20 protein-coding genes, 1 tRNA gene and 1 pseudogene are annotated in these 24,249 nt (G+C 43.0%); 11 read left to right on the forward strand and 11 right to left on the reverse strand.

The window, feature by feature from the left end:
• The 9 genes from DWW91_RS03055 to DWW91_RS03095 all read right to left on the reverse strand — a co-directional run bounded on the left by DWW91_RS03055 (nt 1) and on the right by DWW91_RS03095 (nt 11,476).
• Nucleotides 1-1,197, reverse strand: a complete 1,197-nt coding sequence (locus DWW91_RS03055; RefSeq protein ID WP_122326917.1) for a 6-bladed beta-propeller — start codon at nt 1,195-1,197, stop codon at nt 1-3.
• A 14-nt stretch (nt 1,198-1,211) separates the two neighbouring features.
• Nucleotides 1,212-2,390: a 6-bladed beta-propeller gene (locus tag DWW91_RS03060; RefSeq protein ID WP_010800882.1), complete on the reverse strand. Its 1,179-nt coding sequence runs from the start codon at nt 2,388-2,390 to the stop codon at nt 1,212-1,214.
• A gap of 51 nt (nt 2,391-2,441) precedes the next feature.
• Entirely contained in the window at nt 2,442-3,956 is a 1,515-nt protein-coding gene (locus DWW91_RS03065; protein ID WP_233584394.1) for a lipopolysaccharide assembly protein LapB, read from the reverse strand.
• A 27-nt stretch (nt 3,957-3,983) separates the two neighbouring features.
• On the reverse strand, nt 3,984-5,180 hold the full coding sequence (locus DWW91_RS03070; RefSeq protein WP_122326918.1) for a 6-bladed beta-propeller: 1,197 nt from the start codon (nt 5,178-5,180) through the stop codon (nt 3,984-3,986).
• 70 nt (nt 5,181-5,250) lie between these two features.
• Nucleotides 5,251-6,828 (reverse strand): tetratricopeptide repeat protein, encoded by a 1,578-nt coding sequence (locus DWW91_RS03075; protein ID WP_122326919.1) that lies wholly within the window; start codon nt 6,826-6,828, stop codon nt 5,251-5,253.
• A 19-nt stretch (nt 6,829-6,847) separates the two neighbouring features.
• Nucleotides 6,848-8,842, reverse strand: coding sequence for a M56 family metallopeptidase (locus tag DWW91_RS03080; protein WP_122326920.1), 1,995 nt, complete (start codon nt 8,840-8,842; stop codon nt 6,848-6,850).
• A gap of 21 nt (nt 8,843-8,863) precedes the next feature.
• A complete protein-coding gene (locus tag DWW91_RS03085) occupies nt 8,864-9,226 on the reverse strand; it encodes a BlaI/MecI/CopY family transcriptional regulator (RefSeq protein ID WP_009860035.1) in 363 nt (120 codons plus the stop codon).
• Between the two features lie 198 nt (nt 9,227-9,424).
• A complete protein-coding gene (locus DWW91_RS03090) occupies nt 9,425-9,646 on the reverse strand; it encodes a hypothetical protein (protein WP_009860036.1) in 222 nt (73 codons plus the stop codon).
• Nucleotides 9,647-9,697: 51 nt separating this feature from the next.
• On the reverse strand, nt 9,698-11,476 hold the full coding sequence (locus DWW91_RS03095; RefSeq protein ID WP_122326921.1) for a T9SS type A sorting domain-containing protein: 1,779 nt from the start codon (nt 11,474-11,476) through the stop codon (nt 9,698-9,700).
• 70 nt (nt 11,477-11,546) lie between these two features.
• Between DWW91_RS03095 and hflX the strand changes: the two genes are divergently transcribed.
• Together hflX and DWW91_RS03105 are read left to right on the forward strand one after the other, a co-directional pair.
• The gene (gene hflX / locus DWW91_RS03100; protein WP_009860038.1) at nt 11,547-12,758 is read left to right on the forward strand and encodes a GTPase HflX; all 1,212 of its coding nucleotides are present in this window, start codon (nt 11,547-11,549) and stop codon (nt 12,756-12,758) included.
• A gap of 28 nt (nt 12,759-12,786) precedes the next feature.
• Nucleotides 12,787-14,778: a DUF4954 family protein gene (locus tag DWW91_RS03105; RefSeq protein WP_122326922.1), complete on the forward strand. Its 1,992-nt coding sequence runs from the start codon at nt 12,787-12,789 to the stop codon at nt 14,776-14,778.
• Nucleotides 14,779-14,882: 104 nt separating this feature from the next.
• On the opposite strand, the gene xerD is transcribed toward DWW91_RS03105, so the two are convergent.
• Nucleotides 14,883-15,788 (reverse strand): site-specific tyrosine recombinase XerD, encoded by a 906-nt coding sequence (gene xerD, locus DWW91_RS03110; protein WP_009860040.1) that lies wholly within the window; start codon nt 15,786-15,788, stop codon nt 14,883-14,885.
• A gap of 99 nt (nt 15,789-15,887) precedes the next feature.
• Here xerD and aroQ point away from each other — a divergent pair, with 99 nt between their 5' ends.
• From aroQ to DWW91_RS03135, 5 genes are all read left to right on the forward strand, one after another.
• A complete protein-coding gene (gene aroQ / locus DWW91_RS03115) occupies nt 15,888-16,325 on the forward strand; it encodes a type II 3-dehydroquinate dehydratase (protein ID WP_009860041.1) in 438 nt (145 codons plus the stop codon).
• Between the two features lie 33 nt (nt 16,326-16,358).
• Entirely contained in the window at nt 16,359-17,810 is a 1,452-nt protein-coding gene (pyk, locus tag DWW91_RS03120; RefSeq protein ID WP_122326923.1) for a pyruvate kinase, read from the forward strand.
• 95 nt (nt 17,811-17,905) lie between these two features.
• Nucleotides 17,906-18,532 (forward strand): O-methyltransferase, encoded by a 627-nt coding sequence (locus tag DWW91_RS03125; RefSeq protein WP_010800892.1) that lies wholly within the window; start codon nt 17,906-17,908, stop codon nt 18,530-18,532.
• Between the two features lie 12 nt (nt 18,533-18,544).
• Nucleotides 18,545-18,880: a 30S ribosome-binding factor RbfA gene (gene rbfA, locus DWW91_RS03130; protein WP_010800893.1), complete on the forward strand. Its 336-nt coding sequence runs from the start codon at nt 18,545-18,547 to the stop codon at nt 18,878-18,880.
• A gap of 12 nt (nt 18,881-18,892) precedes the next feature.
• Nucleotides 18,893-20,116, forward strand: a complete 1,224-nt coding sequence (locus DWW91_RS03135) for an ABC transporter permease (RefSeq protein ID WP_009860045.1) — start codon at nt 18,893-18,895, stop codon at nt 20,114-20,116.
• Here the strand turns inward: DWW91_RS03135 and DWW91_RS03140 are convergent.
• On the reverse strand, nt 20,109-21,191 hold the full coding sequence (locus DWW91_RS03140) for a mannose-1-phosphate guanylyltransferase (RefSeq protein ID WP_010800895.1): 1,083 nt from the start codon (nt 21,189-21,191) through the stop codon (nt 20,109-20,111). The two genes, DWW91_RS03135 and DWW91_RS03140, sit on opposite strands and share 8 nt — an antisense overlap.
• 177 nt (nt 21,192-21,368) lie before the next feature.
• Here DWW91_RS03140 and DWW91_RS03145 point away from each other — a divergent pair.
• The 4 genes and pseudogenes from DWW91_RS03145 to DWW91_RS03160 all read left to right on the forward strand — a co-directional run bounded on the left by DWW91_RS03145 (nt 21,369) and on the right by DWW91_RS03160 (nt 24,089).
• Nucleotides 21,369-21,452 (forward strand) — tRNA-Leu (locus DWW91_RS03145).
• Between the two features lie 237 nt (nt 21,453-21,689).
• Entirely contained in the window at nt 21,690-22,598 is a 909-nt protein-coding gene (locus tag DWW91_RS03150; RefSeq protein ID WP_057328422.1) for a hypothetical protein, read from the forward strand.
• Between the two features lie 125 nt (nt 22,599-22,723).
• A pseudogene (locus tag DWW91_RS03155) lies at nt 22,724-23,010 on the forward strand (helix-turn-helix domain-containing protein).
• A 5-nt stretch (nt 23,011-23,015) separates the two neighbouring features.
• Nucleotides 23,016-24,089 (forward strand): AAA family ATPase, encoded by a 1,074-nt coding sequence (locus DWW91_RS03160; RefSeq protein WP_057328421.1) that lies wholly within the window; start codon nt 23,016-23,018, stop codon nt 24,087-24,089.
• Nucleotides 24,090-24,249 lie beyond the last annotated feature (160 nt).

The raw sequence follows: 24,249 nt of genomic DNA on the forward strand, positions 1-24,249 counted from the left end.
CTACTTCAAATAAACAATCATTAATACCGGATTATCATCCTCTTTGAGATTTTTCAGTTGTTCATATTCCAGGATAGAAGGATCATCTTCCGCCAACTCCATCACCTCGGGTGCTTCAAGATAATAAAGCAATACATCATCCGAAATGCGGGTCTCCGGATAGAAAGGTAAACTACCCTGCATATCATTTATGATACGATTGTTTTTCACCTTATAGCAAGCGCCTTTCTTCTTATCGTACATGGCCAGACGGGGTAACTCATCTTTGTTGGTAACATCCCAGGAGGTATAAGGGAGAAATACCCATTGAGACGTTTCATGGAAATCCGGTCGCAGATAGGCTTGTGCCGGTTCTGAATAGGCTTGCCAATTTCCTTCCAGAACTTCAAAACGCCTTTCTTTCGGTATCTTATACTTTCCCAAATCCAGGATATAGCGGGGTTCAAGCCGTTCCGGGGTAACCGTAAAGACCGTATCATTATAATACTCTTTACAACAGGCTTCTTCCCTGAAAGAAAAGAGATAACGGTCGTAATACCCCCACAAATAATAATTCAACCCATTGGCAATCGTAAACTGATCATATTGAGGAAAAGTATTCAGTGTCTCTCCCTGCCGGTCAACCAGGACAAGCCGGTCTTTCTTTTGGCCGGTATTGTTATAAATGTAGCCGACGTATGCACTATCTCCCAACAAAGTAAACTGCCAACAGAAAAGTATTTTAGACTCTCCTACATAGTCACCGCCTATTGTATAGGTAAGAATCCTTCCGTTATCCATTATATAAATTTGTTTCAGCCTGTCGTTAGCCGCTATAAACCGGATTATGCTGTATTCTCCCGGTCCTTGTCCCCGCTTGACTACCGAACGGACAAACTTTCCGTCATCTGTAAACTGCAATAACCCTTCGCTACATGGAATAAACAGGTTATGATCTACCATCTGTATCATACCCTGAGATACTTTGGCAACCAGACATTCGGGCTTTGTTTCCAACGGCACGACCTTTACTTCCCTGGCAATTTCACTCAACCGGACTTCCTGTTCCGTATCAATGCCCTTGGCAAAGGAGATTGTTATCGGATATTCAGGCACTTCCGATATATTTTCAACCGGCTGATCACCGGACTTCTTTCCTCCGCATGAGAGCAACAAAAGGGAAAATCCCCCTAAAAGCAAGTGTTTGATAGTTTTCATATTTGTGTATTTTGTTATTTATCTTTCAATAGAATGACCTGTATTACTTGATTATCGTCTTCTCGCAGGTTCGTCAAGAGATCTTTCAGAGAACCTTTGGCATTTTCAGGCTTTACTTTCTCCAAAAGAACAGAAGCAGAGACAACACCGATCATCTTATTGTTTTTGACAAAACGTGGAAAGATAGGACAACCACCTTCCATATCATCGGTAAAACCATCCCATTCGGCTTTCGGGGAACGGACACGGCAAACAGTTTCTTTCCCTTTGTCATACCAGGCTAAACAGCGACCTTGTCCCTGTGCATACTCCACACCTATCGCATGGGTTATCTCAAAGACATTGAAGAAACTGAATTTCTTTTCAGCGGCTTTATTGGGAAGGTTGGTTCCCGTATTCGTTTTCTTGTCTATAGCGATGATAGCATCATCTTCACCCGATAATTTTTCATATTGCGAAAGATCCAGTTTATATGCCGGAATTCTTTTTTTCCCTTCCAAGCGAAAGATTGTCGTTTCTAAAGGATTTTTATAATAGGTATTTTCCTGATAATCATAAAGAATACCATAACTGAAGATAATCCCCGGATAACGGACTCCTTGTTCCGGTCTGAAATGGTAGCTATACAATTCCTTTCCTTTAGTATTGTACACGAACAATTCTTTGCCTCTTTTGTCCTTCGTATACAGGTACTCATTGGTTATCCCAAACAGATTTCCGGTTTTATCTCTATAAGTAGTCATCGATCCACGTTGAGTATTGATGTCATACAAATATTTACCCTCAAAAGAATAGACCAGCACCTTGCCTTTTCTAAAATCAGATATAAAAATCTGTTTTGCATCTTCATCATAAGTAACAGCCAGAATAGATTTCGCATATTCCCCCGGCCCCTCTCCTGCCTTTCCTATCTTACGAATAAATTTACCTTCCGGCGTAAACTGGAACAGATTAACAAAATCACAGACAAACAGATAGTCACCGGCAAAAGTCACATTCAAAATATCTTTATCCAGCAACGATTCCGCTGTCGTTTCCAACGGAATATATTTCACTCCGGAAGCGACCTCACTTAACTTTATTTCTTTCTGTTCATCTACTCCTTCGGCAAAAGCAATCTTCTTTTGCGCCATAGCCGGACAAAAAAACAAAGCAAGTAATAATATTCCTATAATTCTGACGTGTTTTCCCATATCTATTTTAGTTTAAAGGTTATATTTCATTTTCTGCATCATTGGCATCCTCTATCGGCCGGTTTTTCCTTCGATATGGATGCCATTTGCCGAATCCCTTGCTGCTATCTCTTTTTTCTTATTTTTCTTTTCATATTCCTTCATGGCAGCTTTCATATCTTCACGACGTTTCCGTTCGAGGTCTGAAGGCTCTGGAAGTTGGTTGATAACGTTTTGTAAATCGGTCATGGTTAGTTTACTCTTTTTACCATCGGGAGCCAGCATTGTGAGTTCAGTAATATTACGGAAGAAAGCCTCCTGATATAAGTCTTCAAAGAAATAACGAAAGCCAAACAAGTTCTCTTTAGATTCTTTCCGCTTCATCATTTCAGTCATGTAAGTGTATTTACTGAAAAGGGTTTTCTGTAACAACTTCTCATCCTTAAACATTTCCGACTCCCTTAGCCAGTAGTGCTTATTGATTTCATATAGTAAATTCAACTGTGTCGGATCTTTCTTCCATGCTTCATAATAGACTTTCTCCGCTTCATTGAAACGACCGTCCCGTTCGAGTGTACTTCCTCTGAAAGAGGCCAATAGATTGACATAAAACTTCTTTGGTTTCATACACTCTTCTGCCTGGTCAAATAATTGATAGGCACGTTTGCGGTCATAGGTTTTACCCAATGTAGCTCCGTACAACAAGACTGTTTCCACGTCTGTCGAATCTATTTCGTAAGCCAGCTCCAACGGTTCCACGGCATCTATTGCATGGCCGGACATATAGCGGGAGGCACCTGCATATTTCAGATTGATAAAAGACGAATCACCTTCCGCTAACAGGCCGCTGTAAACGGTATCCGCTTTCAAATAATTTTTAGTCATATACAAAGCCATTCCCTGGCTTTGCCGAATCGGCCGGTTATCGGGATTATAGTACAAGGCGGTATCACAGACCTGTAAAGCAGTTTTTCCATCTCCTTTCCATAATAATGAATTAATCAGGGAAGAGGCCACACGGATATTCTCCGGATTGATTTCCATAGCACGGGTATACAGTTCCAAAGCAATCAGCATATTCATACCGCCTTTTTTCATATGGCAATCCGCCAAACCGGCCAGAATAGTCGGATTATCACTCTCGTAGGATGCTAAAGTCCGGTAATGATCCATCGATTTATCATAATCACCCAACTGATAATAAAGACGTGCCAACTGATTATTGGCGTAAAAATTCAGACTATCCGATTCCAGCACTTTTCCATAGCAACGTTTGGCTTCCGTAATCTTACCATAATTAATTGCAGCACGGGCAAGTGCATTCAAAGCATCCACATTCGTTGTATCCATTGACAAACAATATTGAAAACAGGTATAGGCTTCCTTATACCGGAACATTCCCTCATAAGCCTGACCGATAGCCGACATAGTCGTATAACTGGCCGAATCGGCTGCCGTAAGACTGTCCGCCCGAGCCAACACTTCCGGGAATTGTTTTCTGTTCACCAACTCCTGTAAAGAAAGGTTTTGCGCCTGTGCAACAAAAGAAAGAATACTGAAAAAAAGGACAATAGTATATTTCATCATAAACTCTTTTAATTTTCCTATTTAGCTCTACTTAAAATGAACGACCATCAGGACCGGGTTGTCATCTTCTTTCAATCCTTTCAACTGCGGATGTTCCAGAATAGAGGAATCTTTATCAGCCTGTTCTAATATATCCGAAGGAGTCCATATACTTAACAACAAATTATCACCTATTGAAGTATAAGGTATAAAAGGTAATTTCCCTTCCAGATCATTCTTGATTATATTGCCGGCGACTTTAAAGCAAGCCTGAGTATTCTTCTCATATATAAGTATTTCTTCCAAGCGGCTTTTTTCTCCTGCCCAATGGCTATAAGGCATAAAAAGGAAAGAGTCCGTTTCCATCACATTGACGCGAAGATAAGAAGAGGCTATCTTTGTAAATTTATTTTGATCGCCTCTTTGATTTTCCCACCGGGCTTCCAGCGGCATGGCATATTTGCCCAACTGAATAACGTATCTGGGCTGTAATTCATTCTCCGTAACAGTATATAAGGTATCACAATAATAATCTTTAAAACATAAATGATTATCATAATGAAACAGATAGCGGTCATTATTTCCCATCATCATATATGTAACCCCTTTTTCTATTGTAAACAGATCATGTCGGGGAAAAACTTTTACCTTATCGCCGGCTTGATTGAACAAGAGAATGCGGTCCTTCATTTGTCCGGAACTATTATAGATGAATGAAGCCAAAATACTGTCATTCAATATCGCTGCATATCTCACTTCGGGTAGAGGTATACTCTTTAAGTAATCACCGGTTAATGAGTATACGTTCACTTTTCCATTATCCAACAAATAAATCAGTTCATTCTCGCGGTCAACATCTAAAGATAAGACAAGGCTATATTCACCGGGACCTTGTCCTTGACGACCGATTCGACGGACAAATTTACCCTTACCATCAAACATATAAACGCCCCGGCTACATGGAATAATATAATTACCGGCTATATATTGAATATACCCTCTATAATTGGATAACAAACAATCAGCTTTTGTTTCAAGCGGAATATACTCGACTTTTTCTGCTATCTGGCTTAGAGAAACTTCACGCTCATTCTCTATCCCCATCTCAAAAGGGACAGTTATCGGAAATTCGGTTCCATGTTGTTCTTCCTCTAAAACAACAGTCTTTTCAGTCGACTGCTTTCCTCCGCATGCGCCCAATAACATACAGGTTATGACTAAATTATAGATACTCCATTTATTCATAATCGGATTATTTTAAAGTTATTACCTGTATAACGGAATAGATATAATTAATCTATCCGTACTTATTTAGTTATTCCGACTTTTGCTCTTCTTTCTTTTGACTGTCAAGATACTTTTGAGCAGCTTTCATTCCTGCTTTAAACGCTTCCGAGTTCTCGTCAAGAGGCTCCGATTTTGTACTTCCGACTCCGTTTTCTTTCCTCTTTTTAAACACTTCTTCCATCTGTTGATAATGTTTTCTTTCTACCTCCGGAAGTTGCGAGATATCCGGCAACCGGTCTATTATAGACTTTAAGTCTTCAGCCGATATCTTACTTTTCTTATTGTCCGGGGCAATCATCACCAGTTCTGTCTTATTCGTAAAGAAAGCATCTTCATACAGATATTGCAGTATAGAACGATACCGCTGGAATCCCTGTAATTTCTTTCCGGTCAGGAAATACTCTCTCAGGAATGTAACCTTGGCAAACAAAGCCCTGGCTAAATCTTCTGCCGATTTATACTCCGGCCCCCAGTTGGAATACTCCCGTTCAATACGGAACAATAAGTCCAGCCGGTCCTTATTGGCAAGCCAGGCTTTATAAAGCAACCCTTCAGCTTCACGCTGACGACCATCTTTGAACAAAGTCTCTGAACGGGAAGTCAACAACATATTCACCAATGCTTCATTCGGCTGCATCAACTTTTCTGCCTGATCGAACAACAGGAAGGCCCGTTTACGGTCATATGTTTTACCTAAAGCAGCACCCAACAACAGGTTCGTTTCTACATCCGTCGTATCTTTCCCATACGCCCATTCCAGCAGATCGATCGCATCCATGGCACGTCCGGCCAGATAACGCGAAGCACCCCCATATTTTAATGTAAGGAAAGAGGTATCGCCTTCTGCAAACAATTCTCCATATAACGTATCAGCCTGGGCATACTGTTTATTCATATAAAATCCCATAGCCTTACTGCGACGCAACGCATGATTTCCGGGATTATAAAACAACGCCGTATCACAAATGGATAATCCGTCCTGTATATTCGGACCTCCCATCCGGTACAGGCAATTCACCAAAGCACTGGCCAATCCGGCATTTTCACGGTTAACATTATAAGCCTGAAAATAGCAGATCGTAGCTGCCGGGATGGCATTCATTTTCATATAGCAATCAGCTATATTCCGGTAAATAACAGGATTTACCTTTGTCGTATCCTGATCGCGCAACACATTGAACTGCAACACGGCATTCTCATAATCGCCAATCTGGGAATACAGGCGGGCTAATTGATAATTAGCATAGAAATCGGTACTGTCGCTTTCGAGTACTTTCCGAAAACAATCCTGGGCTACGGAAGCTTTTCCCAGGTTCATTGCTACCCGGGCAACGGAACTTAAGGCATCGACATTCGTCGAATCCATTTGCAGACAATGCTGATAACACCGGTAAGCCTCATTATATTCCAATACACCTTCGTAAGCCTGGCCGATAGCCGACATAGTAACATAATCAGCAGAATCTGCCGGAGTAAGACTATCGGCCAGGGCGATCACTTCTGTGAACTTCTTTTTATTGAGTAGTTCCTGAAATGAAAGACTCTGTGCCTGCCCCATAAGGGACAGGACACTGAGAAGAAGCAAAACAGTATATTTGTGCATCATCTGCTCTATGTTTTAGTGATTACTGCAATGTGAAAGTAACAGGCATAGTATATTTTACACGAACCGCTTTTCCCCGTTGCGTACCGGGAGTCCATTTAGGCATTGCACTAACGATACGCAGCGCTTCCCTATCCAGAGAAGGATCAACACCACTAACCACTTCAGCATCTGTGACCGAACCATCCTGATTTATAATAAACGAACAAACGACCTTTCCCTGGATGCCATTTTCCTGTGCAATGACCGGATATTGCAACGTCTTTGAAATAAATTCATTGATCGCTTTTTCTCCGCCCGGGAACTGTGGCATCTTTTCCACTATTGCAAATACCTGGCCGGAAGTATCGGCTGATTTCTGTTCGCCATATCCCACAACAGTGATTTCATTATCGCCCTCTCCAGCAGGAAGAGGTGTCGGTTTATTGTCTTCTTTTCCTTGCAAACGGAAAGTCACCGGCACCGTATACTTCACACTGACCTCTTTCCCTTTCTGCATACCCGGTTTCCATTTAGGCATCATGGATATTACCCTGGCAGCCTCCAGGTCCAGCGACGGATCAACCCCGCGAATGACCTCGATATTCCGGATCACCCCATCTTTACCCACCACAAACGAACAGGTTACACGTCCCTGAATACCATTTTGCTGAGCAATTACCGGATATTTAATACTCTTTGCCAAAAATTGCAGTAAGGCACCTTGTCCGCCCGGAAATTCAGGCATCACTTCCACGACTGTGAAAACCAGATCCGAGGGGTCTGTAGATATCTGAGGTGACATAGGAGGAGGGGGAGGAGCAGACTGCGATCCCTGTGCACTTCCATCCGAGTACAACTGTACTTTCAACTTACCCTGCACATCCTTCACTGCGACTTCTTTCGCCTTCATACCCGGGAAAGAGAAGCGGAGAACAGCATTCTTTGTCGTTTCCAGCACAAAATAACCTTCCGTATCCGTAATGGTACCTACATTAGTACCCTTTACAATCACATTCGCGCCGATAACCGGCCCGTTAAAATCGTCAATTACCTGACCTGACACTTTCACATCATCCTCCGAAAGCACACTTATTTCAGTCGCTTCCTTTACCCCGGCAACAGCTTCAGCTGCGATTTCTCCCGTGATACGGGCAACCGCCTCAATGTTGCTCAACAGCATCAAAAATGCTGCTAGAGGGATGAATATCAGATATTTTGTTCTTCCGATCCCGTGGGATCTCTTTTTGTTCATCATACTGATTCTGTTTTTTAGATGTAATACGTTAAAACTATTATATAATGTTGCTGCAGCCTGATAATGGTGGGCAAGGCCTAACAGATGGTACTGATAGCTCTTGCAGTCGTATCCGGATTGGATAACGGTATTGTCTGCCAGGTATTCCAGGTTATGACGCACTTCGCGTTTCAAAAGCCACGCAAAGGGATTCACCCAACATATGACGGTAATCAGCTCGCAAATCATCACATCTACCGAATGCCACTGGAAAACATGGGTACATTCGTGTGTAAGTATCTCATCTATTTCTTTCTCCGAATGGCTTTCCGGATGTATGAAGATCATTTTGAAGAATGAAAAAGGTCCGGCAGGCTTATCCAGCCGGTAGACTGGTACGCCGTGTATAACAGTCCGTCTACTCCGGTAAGCCAGCAGCAGGATACTGCTTAACTGAATAAAAAAACGGACAAATAAAAGAGCCATGACACCCCAGTACATATATGAACTTGCCGAAAGCAGGATTCCTTTCCAGTCTGTTTTAACAACGACCTCTGGGGTTACTGTCATCTCCGGCAGCATAGCCGAATAAATCTGTATCACCTCCGTCATCGGCTCCTGTTCCTTCACCCATTCCTGAATATTCAACAATGGATAAAGCAACGCCAAACCAAAGAAAGCAAGGAGGGAAGCCCTGCGCAACTTAAAGAATGTGTCCTTATAAAAGAGCAGACGGTAGAAGGCGTAAAAGAGCACAAAGGCTACATTCACCTTCAGAAAGTAGGCAAATTCCGGTGTCATGGTAATAAGGTGTTAAAAGGTTTATTCTTTTCCTTTTTCTATCAAATCGATGATGTCTTTCAAATCTTCTGCCGAAATCTTCTGATCTTTGGCAAAGAAAGAAACCATTTCTTTGTATGAATCTTCAAAGTAGTTACGAACAACACCGCTCATAAAGGTACGTTTATATTCACTCTCCGGGATCAGCGGAGTGTATTCATACGTATTTCCATAGCGTTTGTTCTTCACGTACTTCTTACGTTCCAGATTTTTTACAATAGAAGCAAGTGTTGTATAAGGCGGCCTCGGATCGTCATACTTAGCCAGTATATCTTTAACGAAACAAGGCCCAATCTGCCAAATCAAGCGCATTACTTCTTCTTCCTGCATTGTTAATTTTTCCATGATCCCTATTTATTTACGATTATATCGCAAATCTACGAAATTATCGTATATCTGCAAATAGAAACAAGTTAAGAAGTATTAAAGATTAATACAAACGATTTCCTTTCGGTTCCAATCAATGTATCCGGTAAATCTCGTTTAAAACGAATCCTACACCCGTTTTAAACAAGATTTCGCCCGTTTTAAACGAAATATATCCTATTTTTCTGTTGAATGCCGATTCTCTTCTTTCCATTTATCCCGCATCTTCATCCGCTTAACTTGCAGATAGCGCAGCAGGAGAATGACGAAGAGGGATACTCCCATTACCGAGAAATACTGTACCCAGTCCGGATCGGGCTGTTTTCCGGGCCATCCCCATACACTCATCACAATCAGATAGATCACCAGAACGCCAGTTGTAATATTAATCTTCTTCATACAGCTTTTTTATTGTTTTGAACAGACAAAGATACAAGATAGTTTATTCTTTCATTGGGTCAGAACGCATTTGTGTTGGGCATGATAATGACCTGCCTCCACATTTATTATATAGAATCCTGCCGGTAAAGAAAGCGGAAGGGTTGAAGAACCCGGTGATACCGAATGGACAGACACCACACGTCCGGTAAAATCAGATACCCGCACAGTTCCAGTCGACGGCAAATCTGACAGATAAAGTATCTTTCCTTTCAAATAGCATTTCTTCTCTATTCCTGAAAATGCAGAATTATGAACAGCCACTTCTTCCGGCTCTATAGCCGCTACAGAAAAAGGATAACCTGTTTTCAGACGAACTGCATTTGTTGACAATGCAGCAGCCGTCAAATCAATCTCCGTATCTGCCGATGCTTTGACAAAGAAAGCCGAGAAAGGAGGAAGTACATACTCGCTACCTATCGGATAGGACTTGTAGGTATTTCCATCATATATATAAATATTTCCATCCAGCGCCGGATTTGCTGCTATCTGCGACAATGAGATAGGAGAAGGCAATGGATTCCCACAAAGATACCAACCCTTATGCGCTTTGTCCGTATTTCCGGCAGATGCCGCATAGACCGGAACAGATGCCGTTTTACCAAAACTTTCAGGAATATCGTTCCCTGCGGTTGAAAAGGTCAAAGTATTATCGGATGCAGCTGCATCCAAAGCGACCAGATAACCTTTTCCTTTTTCAAAGACAAGACCATCGGATAGTTCCTCCGGGGAAAGCACCGTCCAGTTACCCGTCGCGTCATTGCTTTGGGCACGCTTCTTCCCGTCATAAACTTGCACGTACAGAAAATCACCTTTACCGGAAAAGGTTTTATCTTTCAACTGAAAACGTTTATCTATATCATTCAGATAGACATCAAAGGGGAAAGAGAGGAAATACCATTTACCTTTTTCCGGAAATGTATAACGGACTTCCAATTGCTTGTTAACCGTCAGTTTACCTGCCACTGTCAGTGAATTGTCAGTAGTTGTCAGCGCTCTGTCAGTGTTTGTCAGTGGATTGTCAGTGCTATAGAGAACAAGCTTATCCACGATGAAATGGCCCTTTTCTGAAATATGCAGACCACCGTTACCCAACAGGGCCTGCTCACACTGCACGGTAGAATTAATTTCTGCCTCACCACTAATCAGGGCACTTCGATGACGCAAGGGAGGAAGGTGAGACCAACGAATGGAATCATTCCAGTTGCCATTTCCGGAAAAAAGGGAATATTGGCGGATTGAGCCATAACTATACACACTATCAATTTGAAAATACCCGTTTTTAGAACCATTGACAGGATCTGAAGCAGTCAGAGCTAAATAATAAGCATCATATCCTAACCTTCTGGAAAAATGTGACTGATTGGGATATTTGGGATCAGGACATAAAACACCTTTTCGCTTTGCTCCTAAAGTATTACTATATACGGCATATAAAGTATCCCCAGGGACTAAAGAATGAACCGTAATCCCCACAACTATATATACATTCTTATAACATGACAATAAATTTTTCTCAAAAATGACAGAGGAAGACAAGGGCATTTTCAACGTTTTCTGATCATTAGAAATGATAGCACCACCACCTAGAGTATAACTCCAATTATCATGCTCCGATGATGTGAATAACTGCCAGCGGAACGTATCCACCACCGACGGATTCGCACCACTTTCTACAAAACTGCTCCATGTTTCGGGATTTGTTACCTGTGCCTGAACAGACACCATACTTGTTAGAACCATAGTTCCGGCAAGAATATGCCGAAACATACGTAAATGTTTCTTTTTCATAGCTAAACTATTTTAGTCGTTATTGTGTTTGCAAATATAAAGAAATAATTGAAATGATTATCTTTGCCGCATGAAAGAATTTATTATATCAGAAGCACTGACAGAAAAAGCGGTGCTCGTTGGTTTGATTACCCCCGAGCAAAACGAACAGAAAGTTAAAGAATATCTGGACGAACTGGCATTTCTTGCCGATACGGCCGGAGCCGAAGCCGTCAAAAAGTTTTATCAGAAACTGGACTATCCGAATCCCGTCACATTTGTCGGAACCGGTAAACTACAGGAGATAAAAGAGTACGTGATCGAAAATGAAATCGGACTGGTCATTTTCGACGACGAACTCTCGCCTAAACAGCTTCGCAATATCGAAAAAGAACTTCAGGTGAAGATACTCGACCGTACCAGCCTGATCCTCGATATATTCGCCAGTCGTGCACAGACTGCCAACGCAAAAACACAGGTTGAACTGGCACAATACAAATATATGTTGCCTCGCCTGACTCGTCTGTGGACTCACCTGGAACGTCAGCGTGGTGGTGTCGGCATGCGTGGCCCGGGTGAAACCCAGCTGGAAACCGATAAGCGTATCATCCTGGATAAAATAGCCAAGCTGAAACGTGACCTGGTGGATATCGACAAGCAAAAGAGCGTGCAACGGAAAAACCGTGGCAAGATGGTCCGCGTCGCCCTGGTCGGATACACCAATGTCGGTAAATCAACATTGATGAACCAACTGAGCAAAAGCGATGTGTTTGCCGAAAACAAGCTGTTCGCCACACTCGACACGACAGTAAGAAAGGTAATCGTTGAAAACCTGCCGTTCCTGTTGTCAGACACTGTTGGTTTTATCCGCAAATTGCCCACCGAACTGGTCGAATCGTTCAAATCGACCCTCGACGAAGTGCGCGAAGCCGACCTGCTGGTTCATGTGGTAGATATCTCCCACCCGACTTTTGAGGAACAGATCGAAGTGGTAAACAAGACCCTGGCTGAAATCGACAAGACCGAAAAGCCGATGATCATGGTCTTCAACAAAATCGACGCATTCACCTTCGTCCCGAAAGACGAAGACGACCTGACTCCGCGGAAACGGGAAAATATCGACCTGGACGAGCTGAAACGCACCTGGATGAATAAGTTGCAGGATAACTGCATCTTTATCTCCGCCAAGGAACGTACCAACATAGATGCGTTGAAAGCATTGTTATATGAACGGGTAAAACAGATACATATCACCCGTTTCCCATACAATGACTTTCTCTTCCAGCAATACGACGAAGAATAAAGCAATAGAAATACAAACAAGTTGACCAATGGAAAAAATCAGAAACCTACAACCCGAAGAGATTGCGGTATTGCAATCTCAGGGTTGTTATGCCGAAAACTGGGGACAGGTGCTAGTCCCTTTATCCTTCGAGACCAGATATATCCATCATGTACATTTCTCAGGCACAGTTATTTTAGGACATTTCGAGAAAGAGTTCACCCTCCCCGGTGGAATAAGAAAACATAGCGGACTCAGAAATACAACACTGCATAATTGCATGCTGGGCGATAATATCCTGATCGAGAACACCCACAATTACATTGCCAACTACCGTATCAAAGACAACTGCTATATAGAGAATGTCAACGTGATGGTCGTGGAAGGAGAAAGTACGTTCGGCAACAACGTACAGGTTTCAGTGCTGAACGAAACCGGAGGCCGCGAAGTCCCCATCTACAATCAGCTTTCCGCCCCATTGGCTTATGTAATCGCACTTTACCGCCACCGTCCGATACTGATCGAACGGCTACAGGAAATGATTGCAGATTATACCAAAAGCATCACCTCCGACTACGGGACGATCGGAGAGAACGTAAAGATAATCAATGCCGGGACAATCCGTAATGTAAACATAGGCCAACACGCTACCATCGAGAACTGTACACGCTTGGAAAACGGGACAGTGAACAGTAATAAAGAAGCCCCTGTATATATCGGTGACAGCGTGATCGCCCAGGATTTTATCATCTCATCAGGGGCAGTCATTGCCGATGCGGCAAAGATCATCCGTTGCTTCATCGGACAAGCCTGCCATGTGACACATAATTTTTCGGCACACGACTCCCTGCTATTCAGCAACTGTTCTTTTGAAAACGGAGAGGCCTGTGCCATCTTCGCCGGACCGTTCACGGTATCCATGCACAAGAGTAGCCTCCTGATTGCCGGCATGTATTCGTTCCTGAACGCCGGAAGTGGTTCGAACCAAAGCAATCATATGTATAAGTTAGGCCCGATTCACCAAGGCATTGTCGAAAGAGGTTCCAAGACGACCAGCGACTCTTATATACTTTGGCCGGCACGTATCGGTGCTTTTTCATTAATCATGGGCCGACATCACCATCACAGTGACACGTCCGATATGCCTTTCTCCTATCTGATTGAAAAAGACGACGAGACTTATCTGGTGCCGGGCATCAATCTGCGAAGTGTCGGTACCATCCGTGACGCTCAGAAATGGCCGAGACGTGATAAACGGACCGACACGAACAAACTGGATATGATCAACTACAACCTGTTGAGTCCCTACACCATCCAGAAAATGATAAAAGCAGTCGGTATCTTAAAGAATCTACAAAGCCTTGTCGGAGAAACTTCCGAAATATATTACTATCAGAATGCCCGTATTAAAGGCTCTTCTTTACAAAATGCACTGAAACTATACGGAATGGCAATTAATAAATTTCTCGGTAATTCTCTGATAAAAAGACTGGAAGGCACACAGTTCCAGAACATAGAAGAAGTCCGCAAACAACTGACCCCAACCGCCAAAGAAGGAACCGGCGAATGGGTTGACCTGTCCGGACTGATCCTTCCGAAAGATCAATTAAATGGTTTGATAGAAGATATCGAGAGCCACCGGATAAATTCTTTGGAAAAGATTAATGCCTTCTTCCAGTACCAACATAATTCATATTATGAAATAGAATGGACATGGGCCTATCAGAAAATAGAAGAATACTACGGAATCAAGCTAGGTGAGATCACCCCCGGAAAGATCATCGAACTGGTTGAACTCTGGAAATCATCCGTCATCGGTCTGGACGAGATGCTTTACAAAGATGCCCGCAAGGAGTTCTCCCTTACTTCAATGACCGGCTTCGGCGTAGACGGGACACGCAAAGAAAAAGAAGAGGACTTCGAAGTCGTACGCGGTGCTTTCGAACAAAACCCGTTCGTCACAGCCGTAAAAGAACATATCAGCACCAAACGGACACTGGGAGATGAACTGATCGGAAGGATAGAAAAGCTAATACAATAGTAGCAAAAGATTCGTATCATATATTATGAGAATATAATCTCACATATTATGCGAATCAAATATCATATATTATACGAATCCATTCTCATAATATATGATACATCTCATTCCCGCCGACGGCTCCGGGGATGGTGTTCCAGTATTTCCTTCCGGAGAAACTGCCGGTCGATATGTGTATAAATCTCGGTAGTCGTTATCTTCTCATGCCCCAGCATCTCCTGGATAGCCCGCAGGTTGGCACCGCCTTCCAGCAAATGGGTCGCAAAAGAATGCCGGAACGTATGCGGACTGACATTTTTATGAACGCCTGCCATCTCCGTCTGCTGCTTGATAATATGAAAAACCATGATACGGGAAAGAGCCGTGCCCCGGCGACTCAGGAATAAAATATCTTCGAATCCTTTTTTCACCACCATCCGGTTACGGTCCAGCAGATAATTCTTTATCTCCCGGATAGCCGTCTCAGAAATCGGAACCAGGCGTTGCTTGCTTCCTTTACCCTCCACCCTGATAAAACCTTCATCAAAATAAACATCCGAATAACGCAAAGAGATCAACTCGGAAACACGCAGGCCGCAGCTATACAACACCTCCAGCATAGCCCGATTGCGCTGCCCTTCCGGCAAAGAAAGGTCTATCGTATCCAATATATCATTTATCTCATTGACCGTCAATACCTCGGGCAGCTTCAATCCGATCTTGGGCGATTCCAACAATTCCGTCGGGTCGGCTGTTATATACTCGTCGAGTAAAAGAAAGCGGTAGAACGATTTTATACCGGATATGATGCGGGCCTGCGAACGCGGATGGATTCCTATATCACGCAACTGGGCTACGAACTGCTGTAAATCCTGATAAGAGATCGTAGCAAAGTCTTTCCCTTCACTTTCCACGAAGCGAATGAGTTTGTCCAGGTCAGTCAGGTAAGCTTCTATCGAATTGGCAGATAGAGACTTTTCCAGCCGGAGCCAGGTCTTATATTTGTCGATTATATTATTTCCTTGTTGCATTGTACACAGGCAATTATGTATGTATCAAATAAAATCATTACCTTTGCCGGATATTTTCAGCCCGTACCAGGTGGTGCAAAGGTAATAAAGTTACAGCAAATGAAGAAGATTCAGATTATTAACGGTCCTAATCTTAACCTGTTGGGCAAACGCGAGCCAACAGTATATGGTAATGCTTCTTTCGAAGGTTATCTGGACGAATTACGCGCCCGGTATCCCCAATGCGAAATTGCTTACTTTCAGAGTAATATAGAAGGCGAAATGATTGACAAAATCCATGAAACGGGTTTTGAATACGATGGGATTATAATGAATGCGGGAGCATATACACATACATCCATCGCATTGCACGACGCCATAAAAGCAGTGACTACCCCGGTTATAGAAGTACATATTTCAAATGTACATGCACGCGAATCATTCCGTCATGTATCGATGATCTCTGCTGCCTGCAAAGGGGTTATACTGGGATTCGGTCTGGATTCATACCGGCTGGCGCTCGAAGCGCTTATGCAGCAGCCAACTGCCAACGACTAAAAAGTAAATAATAGGTTATAATATTTAAGGTATATGTTAAAGCATACGAAGATTGTTGCTACAATTTCTGATCAACGTTGTGATGTGGAATTTGTCCGCTCACTGTACAATGCAGGAATGAATGTTGTGCGCCTGAATACGGCCCACATGATGGAAGAAGGTTTAAACCGTGTTGTTACAAATGTACGCGAAGTATCCGACCGCATCGGTATATTGATGGATACCAAAGGCCCGGAAGTACGTACCACTACGGCAAAAGAGCCAATACCTTTTACAACCGGCGACACCGTTAAGATAATCGGTGATCCGGAAAAAGAGACAACCCGTGATTGCATTTATGTTTCATACAAAAACTTTGTCGGCGACCTGACCATCGGCAGCGACGTCCTGATCGACGACGGCGACCTGGAACTGAAAGTCATCGAGAAACAGGATGATTATCTGCTCTGTGAAGTGCAGAACGACGCTACATTAGGAAGCCGCAAAAGCGTGAACGTCCCCGGTGTACGCATCAACCTCCCTTCACTGACAGAGAAAGACCGTAAAAATATTCTTTGGGCGATTGAAAACGAACTGGATTTCATTGCTCACTCTTTCGTAAGAAACAAACAGGATGTATTGGATATACAACATATCCTGGACGAACATAAAAGTCCGATCAAGATCATTGCCAAGATCGAAAACCAGGAAGGTGTCGACAATATCGATGAAATCCTGGAAGTAGCTTACGGTATCATGATCGCCCGCGGTGACCTGGGTATCGAAGTTCCGGCCGAAAAGATTCCGGGAATCCAGCGTGTGTTGATCCGCAAATGCGTGGAAGTGAAAAAGCCGGTGATCGTTGCGACCCAGATGCTTCACTCCATGATCAAGAATCCGCGTCCTACCCGTGCGGAAGTAACCGATATTGCCAACGCAATCTATTACCGCACAGACGCATTGATGCTTAGCGGTGAAACAGCTTACGGTAAATATCCGTTGGAAGCAGTCCAGACAATGACTAAGGTTGCCCGCGAAGCTGAAAAGACCAAGCTGGCTGCCAATGACATCCGCGTACCTATCGAAGGTAACGACCTGGACGTCACTTCATTCCTGGCAAAACAGGCGGTAAAATCTTCCAACAAGCTACATGTAAAGGCAATCATCACCGACAGCCACACCGGACGTACAGCCCGTTACCTGGCCGCTTTCCGTGGTACCTCAACGGTATTTGCCATCTGCTATAACCCACGCGTAACCCGCATGCTTTCTCTGTCATATGGCGTATGGGCCGTATATCAGCCGTGGGATGACAGCCGTCGCGGTTATTTCTACAGCGCACTGAACGAATTGATTAAGAGCGGACGTATCACCCGTAACGACATGGTTGCTTACCTGAGCGGCAGCTTCGGTGAAGGTGGCGGCACAACATTCCTCGAAATCAACAACGTTGGAAAAGTGTTGGATGCCGGAAGTAAATATTCACTCCCGACCTTTAAGGAATAAATAAAATAAAACAGGAAAAGGTGTTGCAAAAGTCGGTAAAACGCTTTTGCTACATCTTTTTTCGTATATTTGAAGCATAAACATTCTTTATTTAAATGACATTAGACGAATACATTCTCAATCACAGCGACGAAGAAGGCGCATTGTTATCCGCGTTAAACCGCGATGCCAATGTCAATCTCTTGCGTCCCCGTATGCTGTCCGGCCATCTGCAAGGACGGATACTGAAAATGTTTTGTCGCATGCTTCGTCCCCGCCGTGTATTGGAAATAGGGACCTACACCGGTTACGCCACGCTCTGCCTGGCCGAAGGAACCGAAGACGACGCCCTGATCCATACACTCGAGATCAATGATGAAATGGAAGATTTCATCATGAAATATCTCTCACGCTCTCCCCTGAAAGATAAAATAAAGCTGCATATAGGCGATGCAATGAAAATCATACCGGAACTGGACGAAACATTCGACCTGGTATTTATCGATGCCGACAAACGCTTGTATTCCGACTATTACGATCTGGTATTTCCCAAAGTGCGTCCGGGAGGCCTGATCCTGGCCGATAACACCCTGTGGGATGGTAAAGTTTTGGAAAAACCTCACCCGTCAGATAAACAAACCATCGGAATACTTAGTTTTAATGATAAAATAAAAGAAGACCCCCGGGTGGAGAAAGTGATCCTTCCGCTTCGCGACGGTCTGACAATGATATGGAAAAAATAAATTGATAACGATATGGAAAGTACAAGACTGAACAAGATAGGTCGTCTGATCCAGAAAGAATTGGGCGATATTTTCCAGAAACAGACCCAGGGAATGCCGGGTATATTGATTTCTGTAAGTGCGGTACGCGTCAGCCCCGACCTGGGCGTTGCCAAAGCATACCTGAGTATCTTCCCTTCCGAAAAAGGGAAAGAGTTACTGGAATCGATCCGTGCAAATACCAAAGCGATCCGTTTCGATTTGGGTAAACGTATAGGAAAACAGGTCCGCATTATCCCGGAACTGAGTTTCTTCATTGACGATTCGCTGGATTATATTGAAAACATTGACAAACTGTTACAGAAATAAGAGAATCAAGCGTTGAACCTTTCGTTTTATATAGCCCGACGGTACCTCTTTTCGAAGAAATCCCACAATGCCATCAATATTATTTCGATGGTATGTGTCTGCGGTGTAGTCATTGCTACCACCGCAGTTGTTTGTGCACTGTCGGTCTATAACGGGTTCAATGACCTGGTAGCAGACATGTTCAGCAGTTTCGACCCGGAGTTGAAGATCACTCCCCGCACCGGGAAAGTGTTCGACCCGACAACTGCCGAATTCCAACAGGTAAAACAATTACCCGATATTGCCTATTTCGGAGAAGTTCTTCAGGATAATGCATTAATACGCTATCACGACCGTCAGGATGTGGCAATAATCAAAGGGGTGGACGACAACTTCAGCCATCTGACCCAAATAGACAGCGTACTGATAGACGGCAGCTTCATCCTGAAAGACGAAGTAACCGATTATGCCATTCTCGGAGTCGGACTGTCATCCAAACTGGGAGCCAAACCAGGATTCGCTTCTCCGCTGGAGATTTATGTTCCCAAACGGAATGAAAAAGTCAATTTATCCAACCCGGCTTCTTCATTCAGTCAGGAATATGCCTATATAGGCGGAGTCTTTATGATTAACCAGCAGGTATACGACGAAGGATACATGATACTCCCCCTTTCACTGGTACGTGAGTTATATAAATACGACAAGGAAGTCACCTCCATCGAACTGAAAATTGCTGACGGAGCCAACATATCTTCAGTCAAAAAGCAGCTCAAATCCATCCTGGGTGACCGGTTTATCATACAAGACCGTTACGAACAACAGGAAGCATCCTTCAAAATGATGCAGGTAGAAAAATGGATCACTTACCTGATACTTTCATTTATCCTGACAATCGCCTTGTTCAACGTAGTCGGTTCGCTGTCTATGCTGATGATAGAAAAGAAAGATGACGTACATACCCTTCGGAATATGGGGGCTGACAATAAACTTATCCGTCGTATCTTTCTATTTGAAGGCTGGATGATCTCCGGATTCGGAGCTCTGATAGGGATTGTGATCGGTCTGGCATTGTGCTTTTTACAGCGACAATTCGGATTGATTAAATTGGGACAAACAGCAGGTGCTTTTATTATCGACGCATATCCGGTGCGGGTGATGTTCACTGATGCCCTGATTGCATTTATTACGGTAGCGGCCATTGGATTCATGGCCGCCTGGTATCCCGTGCATTATCTGGGAAAGAAATGGTTTAATTAAATTCTTTCCCGTATTTTATCTGTGCATCTGCCACAAACTGCTTGATACGCTGTTCGTCATCTTTTTTGCAGATAAGCAATACATTTCCCGATTCAGCCACGATGCAATCTTCAACACCCTGAATCACAGCCAGTCTTTTTGAATTACCTACGGCAATTACATTTCCTGAACTTTCATAAAGCAATGCATTACTATTCTTCAATACAGCATTATTATTTTCATCTTTCGGAGCCAAATCAAACAAGGACCCCCAAGTACCCAAGTCTGCCCAACCGAAATCAGTACATAACATATACACATTATCCGCCTTCTCCATAATACCGTAGTCGATGGAAATCTTCAGGCAATAAGGGAAGTTCTCATGTATAAACTCACGTTCGTTTTCCGTATTGAACTTATCCTTACCCAGGTCAAACCGAACGGCAATATCCGGAAGATATTTGGCAAAAGCTTCCAGAATTGTATTTACGTTCCATACAAACAGACCTGAATTCCAGAAAAACTCACCGCTTTCATAAAAGACTTTTGCCAATTCCAGATTCGGTTTCTCCGTAAAAGTCTTCACCTTGGTAAATTCTCCCAGCATGGAATCGCTGCTCTGGATATAACCATAACCTGTTTCAGGACGGCTCGGTTTGATACCCAACGTAACCAATGCATTATTGTTCTTTACAAAATCCAATCCTTTCTGAACGTCTTTCAGAAATATATCTTCTTTCAGGATCAGATGATCGGAAGGGGCAACAACAATATTGGCATTCGGATTACATGCTCTTATATGGTAAGCAGCGTAAGCAATACAAGGAGCTGTATTTCTACGTGCCGGTTCCAGCAGGATCTGGTCTTCTTTCAATTCGGGCAACTGTTCTTTAATCAAGTCGGCGTAAGCTTCGTTAGTAACGATAAAAATATTTTCTACCGGGATGATTTTGGAAAAACGATCGAAAGTCATTTGCAACAGGGAACGTCCGGTCCCGAAAAAATCTAAGAATTGTTTTGGATAACTTTCTCTGCTAAAAGGCCAGAAGCGACTGCCAATCCCTCCACCCATGATAACGCAATAATTATCTTTCATGATACACAGGTTGTTTTTTTAATTATACTCTTACAAAGTTAACGAAATAATCCGGTATTTATTCTCCTATCTTATATTATTCCCCGAAAGCTATAGATAATTTGAAAAAAAATCGCTGAACGCTTGCACAAATAAAAAATATGCGTACCTTTGCAACGCATTAGCAAAAAAGCAAATGCCCAGATGGCGGAATTGGTAGACGCGCTGGTCTCAAACACCAGTGGATTCACTTCCATGCCGGTTCGATCCCGGCTCTGGGTACGAATAAACCCTGATAATCACCTGATTATCAGGGTTTTCTGCTTTTATAGGGCGTACTAAATGTGTACTGAATGACGAATACAAAGAAAAGGTGTACTTTAATAGTTTTCTTCCCCATATCTTTATAATTTCTTAACGCTTATCCTATCTTTATCTACCTTATTATTGCCGATGTTTTCGGAAAAAGTGAGATTCTTACCTTATATTTGTAGTAAGAACGTTTAAAGGCGCACGATTATGGAAAATCATATGGAAAACAATTTCAGAGAAATACAGAAGATATTAGATAGTTGTATAGCTCATGACTATAAAACTAAAGTAGATGCACTATTTTTAAAACGTGAATATTTGACGCAAGCTCAGCTAAAGGATTATTTGCGGCAAGAAATTTTCCGTGTGACTGAAAATATTGTAGCCATCCAACAAAAATACCGTGTCGTGCGTAACATTGTATTGGATATGGATATTCCCGATTTTTTGTGGGAAAGCGGTTATTTTGAGGACTTGAATTCTGATGAAAGAAAAAAGTATATCGGTTTCCGCTGCTCTGATTTTGATATGGACGCATATTTGCATGAACCGTCCTGTTATGATGGGCGGCTTCCCTATTTGTCCATTATCGTTAATCTTGTCGTGCTTTCCAAGTATTTGCGCTATCTGCAAGAACAGGAAAGCAATTACCATACAGATGCGGTTGCCATCCAAGAGCAAGTCTTGCCAAAAGAGAAAGAGGAAAGTGCAGATACTAATCCAACCAAGATTGTGGGCAAAAGCAATCCTTTCAAGTCCACGTTGAAAGCCAATGAAATCAAACTTCTGACCGACTGTGTGAATGAAGCGAATATGTTTACTACTACCGTCAGTGCCAAAATACTTACCGATTTTTTCAGCTGCAAACTGAATGGGGTATTGAAAGTTAATAATACCCGTCTGTTAGCCTATCTTATGATGCAGCTTGGCTGCTATAATTACATTGTTTATGAATGGCAGTCTGTCATAGCAAATAACAAGCTGATATTAGGAAAGATAAAAGGAGAACCACTTACACGTACTGACTTATCCAGTGCAACAGACCAAGCAAAAAACATCTATCCGAAAGGATATGAAATCATAGACAAGTACATCAAACAACTGAAAAAAGGTTGAGCATAGATTGAACGCTCAAACAAAGGTCAATTAGACTTCATTTTCAACCTCTTAACTTTGCCCCCGTTAACAAAAAAAACGAGGGTGCGCACCTTCATATTGTTTCACCTAAATTCCTAAACAATATGGAAAGAGATTTAGAGTTAAGAGTTTCAGAACTCGAAAAATTAGTGTTCCTTTCAAAGAATGTGCTTAGCTTCGATGAAGCGAGCAGGTTCTTGAACCTTTCTAAAAGTTACCTGTACAAGTTGACTTCGGGTAACTTGATACCCCATTACAAGCCGCAGGGCAAAATGCTTTATTTTGAGAAAGCGGAGTTGGAAGCATGGTTGCGTCAGAACCCGGTCAGACGCAGGCACAGATAGAGCAGGAAGCGCAGAAATATATCCTTAACCGTCCTCTAAAGAAATAACGGTTATGGAAAATAGAAAAGCGACAGAAGCTGGGCAGGACGTCACTATGCAGAAAGAGGATTTCGCAGTTCTTTGGAAAACCATTCATCTAAAGGTGACGGACACTTACGAAGTACCGCCCGAAATACTCTGGGTGAACGGCTCTACCATTGGCACGCTGGGTAATTTCAGTGCATCCACGGGTAAAGCCAAGAGCAAAAAGACATTCAACATTTCCGCTATCGTTGCGGCAGCGTTGAAGAATGACGAAGTACTGAAGTATTCGGCATACCTGCCACCGAACAAACGGAAAATCCTCTATGTCGATACAGAGCAGAGTAAATACCATTGCCACAAGGTCATGGAGCGTATTTTACGACTTGCCGGACTGCCTACCGACAAGGACAGAGACGATTTTGTTTTCATCGTGCTAAGGGAGCAGACACCCGACAAGCGGAAACAGATTATCGGCTATATGCTTGAAAATATGCCCGATGTGGGGTTACTCATTATTGACGGAATCCGTGACTTGATGTCTGACATCAACAGCCCCAGTGAATCGACTGACCTAATCAACCTCTTGATGCGCTGGTCAAGCGGATATAACCTGCATATCCATACTGTACTGCATTTGAACAAGGGGGATGACAACACAAGGGGACATATTGGTACGGAGCTGAACAACAAGGCTGAAACCGTCCTGCAAATCACGAAAAGCCAGCAGGACGGCAACATAAGCGAGGTAAAGGCGATGCACATACGTGACCGGGAATTTGACCCGTTCGCATTCCGTATCAATGACAACGCTTTGCCCGAAATCGTGGACGGTTATGTATTCCAACAACCTAAGCAGGACAGGAACTTTCCGCTTACGGAACTGACCGAACAGCAACACCGGAAAGCGTTGGAGAACGGTTTCGGCAAGCAGGTGGTACAAGGCTATTCCAATGTCATAGCGGCATTGAAACAGGGTTATGCGAGTATCGGCTACGAACGTGGACGCAATGTCCTTGTGTCACTTAACAAGTTCCTTGTGAACAAGCGTATGATTGTGAAAGAGGGCAAGGGCTACCGCTATAATCCCGATTTCCATTATTAAAAGTCAGTTTGGTTTAGTCCGGGTGTATATATAAGAGGAACGGACTTACTATTTCCCTGTATCGGAACAGGCAGGTTTAGTATGGTACGGGTATATATATAACGGACTAAACAGGACTGGCGCACTTTTCAACTATTTTTTAATCCCCAAAAAAGAAAAT

Origin of the sequence: Parabacteroides sp. AF17-3, assembly GCF_003635445.1 — a bacterium.
Lineage (GTDB): Bacteria > Bacteroidota > Bacteroidia > Bacteroidales > Tannerellaceae > Parabacteroides > Parabacteroides goldsteinii.

What these genes read in the sequence shown, in the direction of transcription:
- hflX (WP_009860038.1), top strand. Translation starts at nt 11,547, where the DNA reads ATGAAAGAATTTATTATATCAGAAGCACTGACAGAAAAAGCGGTGCTC.
- DWW91_RS03055 (WP_122326917.1), bottom strand. Translation starts at nt 1,197, where the DNA reads ATGAAAACTATCAAACACTTGCTTTTAGGGGGATTTTCCCTTTTGTTG.
- DWW91_RS03075 (WP_122326919.1), bottom strand. Translation starts at nt 6,828, where the DNA reads ATGATGCACAAATATACTGTTTTGCTTCTTCTCAGTGTCCTGTCCCTT.
- xerD (WP_009860040.1), bottom strand. Translation starts at nt 15,788, where the DNA reads ATGCAACAAGGAAATAATATAATCGACAAATATAAGACCTGGCTCCGG.
- pyk (WP_122326923.1), top strand. Translation starts at nt 16,359, where the DNA reads ATGTTAAAGCATACGAAGATTGTTGCTACAATTTCTGATCAACGTTGT.
- DWW91_RS03105 (WP_122326922.1), top strand. Translation starts at nt 12,787, where the DNA reads ATGGAAAAAATCAGAAACCTACAACCCGAAGAGATTGCGGTATTGCAA.
- DWW91_RS03125 (WP_010800892.1), top strand. Translation starts at nt 17,906, where the DNA reads ATGACATTAGACGAATACATTCTCAATCACAGCGACGAAGAAGGCGCA.
- DWW91_RS03080 (WP_122326920.1), bottom strand. Translation starts at nt 8,842, where the DNA reads ATGACACCGGAATTTGCCTACTTTCTGAAGGTGAATGTAGCCTTTGTG.
- DWW91_RS03150 (WP_057328422.1), top strand. Translation starts at nt 21,690, where the DNA reads ATGGAAAATCATATGGAAAACAATTTCAGAGAAATACAGAAGATATTA.
- DWW91_RS03090 (WP_009860036.1), bottom strand. Translation starts at nt 9,646, where the DNA reads ATGAAGAAGATTAATATTACAACTGGCGTTCTGGTGATCTATCTGATT.
- DWW91_RS03070 (WP_122326918.1), bottom strand. Translation starts at nt 5,180, where the DNA reads ATGAATAAATGGAGTATCTATAATTTAGTCATAACCTGTATGTTATTG.
- aroQ (WP_009860041.1), top strand. Translation starts at nt 15,888, where the DNA reads ATGAAGAAGATTCAGATTATTAACGGTCCTAATCTTAACCTGTTGGGC.
- rbfA (WP_010800893.1), top strand. Translation starts at nt 18,545, where the DNA reads ATGGAAAGTACAAGACTGAACAAGATAGGTCGTCTGATCCAGAAAGAA.
- DWW91_RS03065 (WP_233584394.1), bottom strand. Translation starts at nt 3,956, where the DNA reads ATGATGAAATATACTATTGTCCTTTTTTTCAGTATTCTTTCTTTTGTT.
- DWW91_RS03060 (WP_010800882.1), bottom strand. Translation starts at nt 2,390, where the DNA reads ATGGGAAAACACGTCAGAATTATAGGAATATTATTACTTGCTTTGTTT.
- DWW91_RS03140 (WP_010800895.1), bottom strand. Translation starts at nt 21,191, where the DNA reads ATGAAAGATAATTATTGCGTTATCATGGGTGGAGGGATTGGCAGTCGC.
- DWW91_RS03085 (WP_009860035.1), bottom strand. Translation starts at nt 9,226, where the DNA reads ATGGAAAAATTAACAATGCAGGAAGAAGAAGTAATGCGCTTGATTTGG.
- DWW91_RS03095 (WP_122326921.1), bottom strand. Translation starts at nt 11,476, where the DNA reads ATGAAAAAGAAACATTTACGTATGTTTCGGCATATTCTTGCCGGAACT.
- DWW91_RS03160 (WP_057328421.1), top strand. Translation starts at nt 23,016, where the DNA reads ATGGAAAATAGAAAAGCGACAGAAGCTGGGCAGGACGTCACTATGCAG.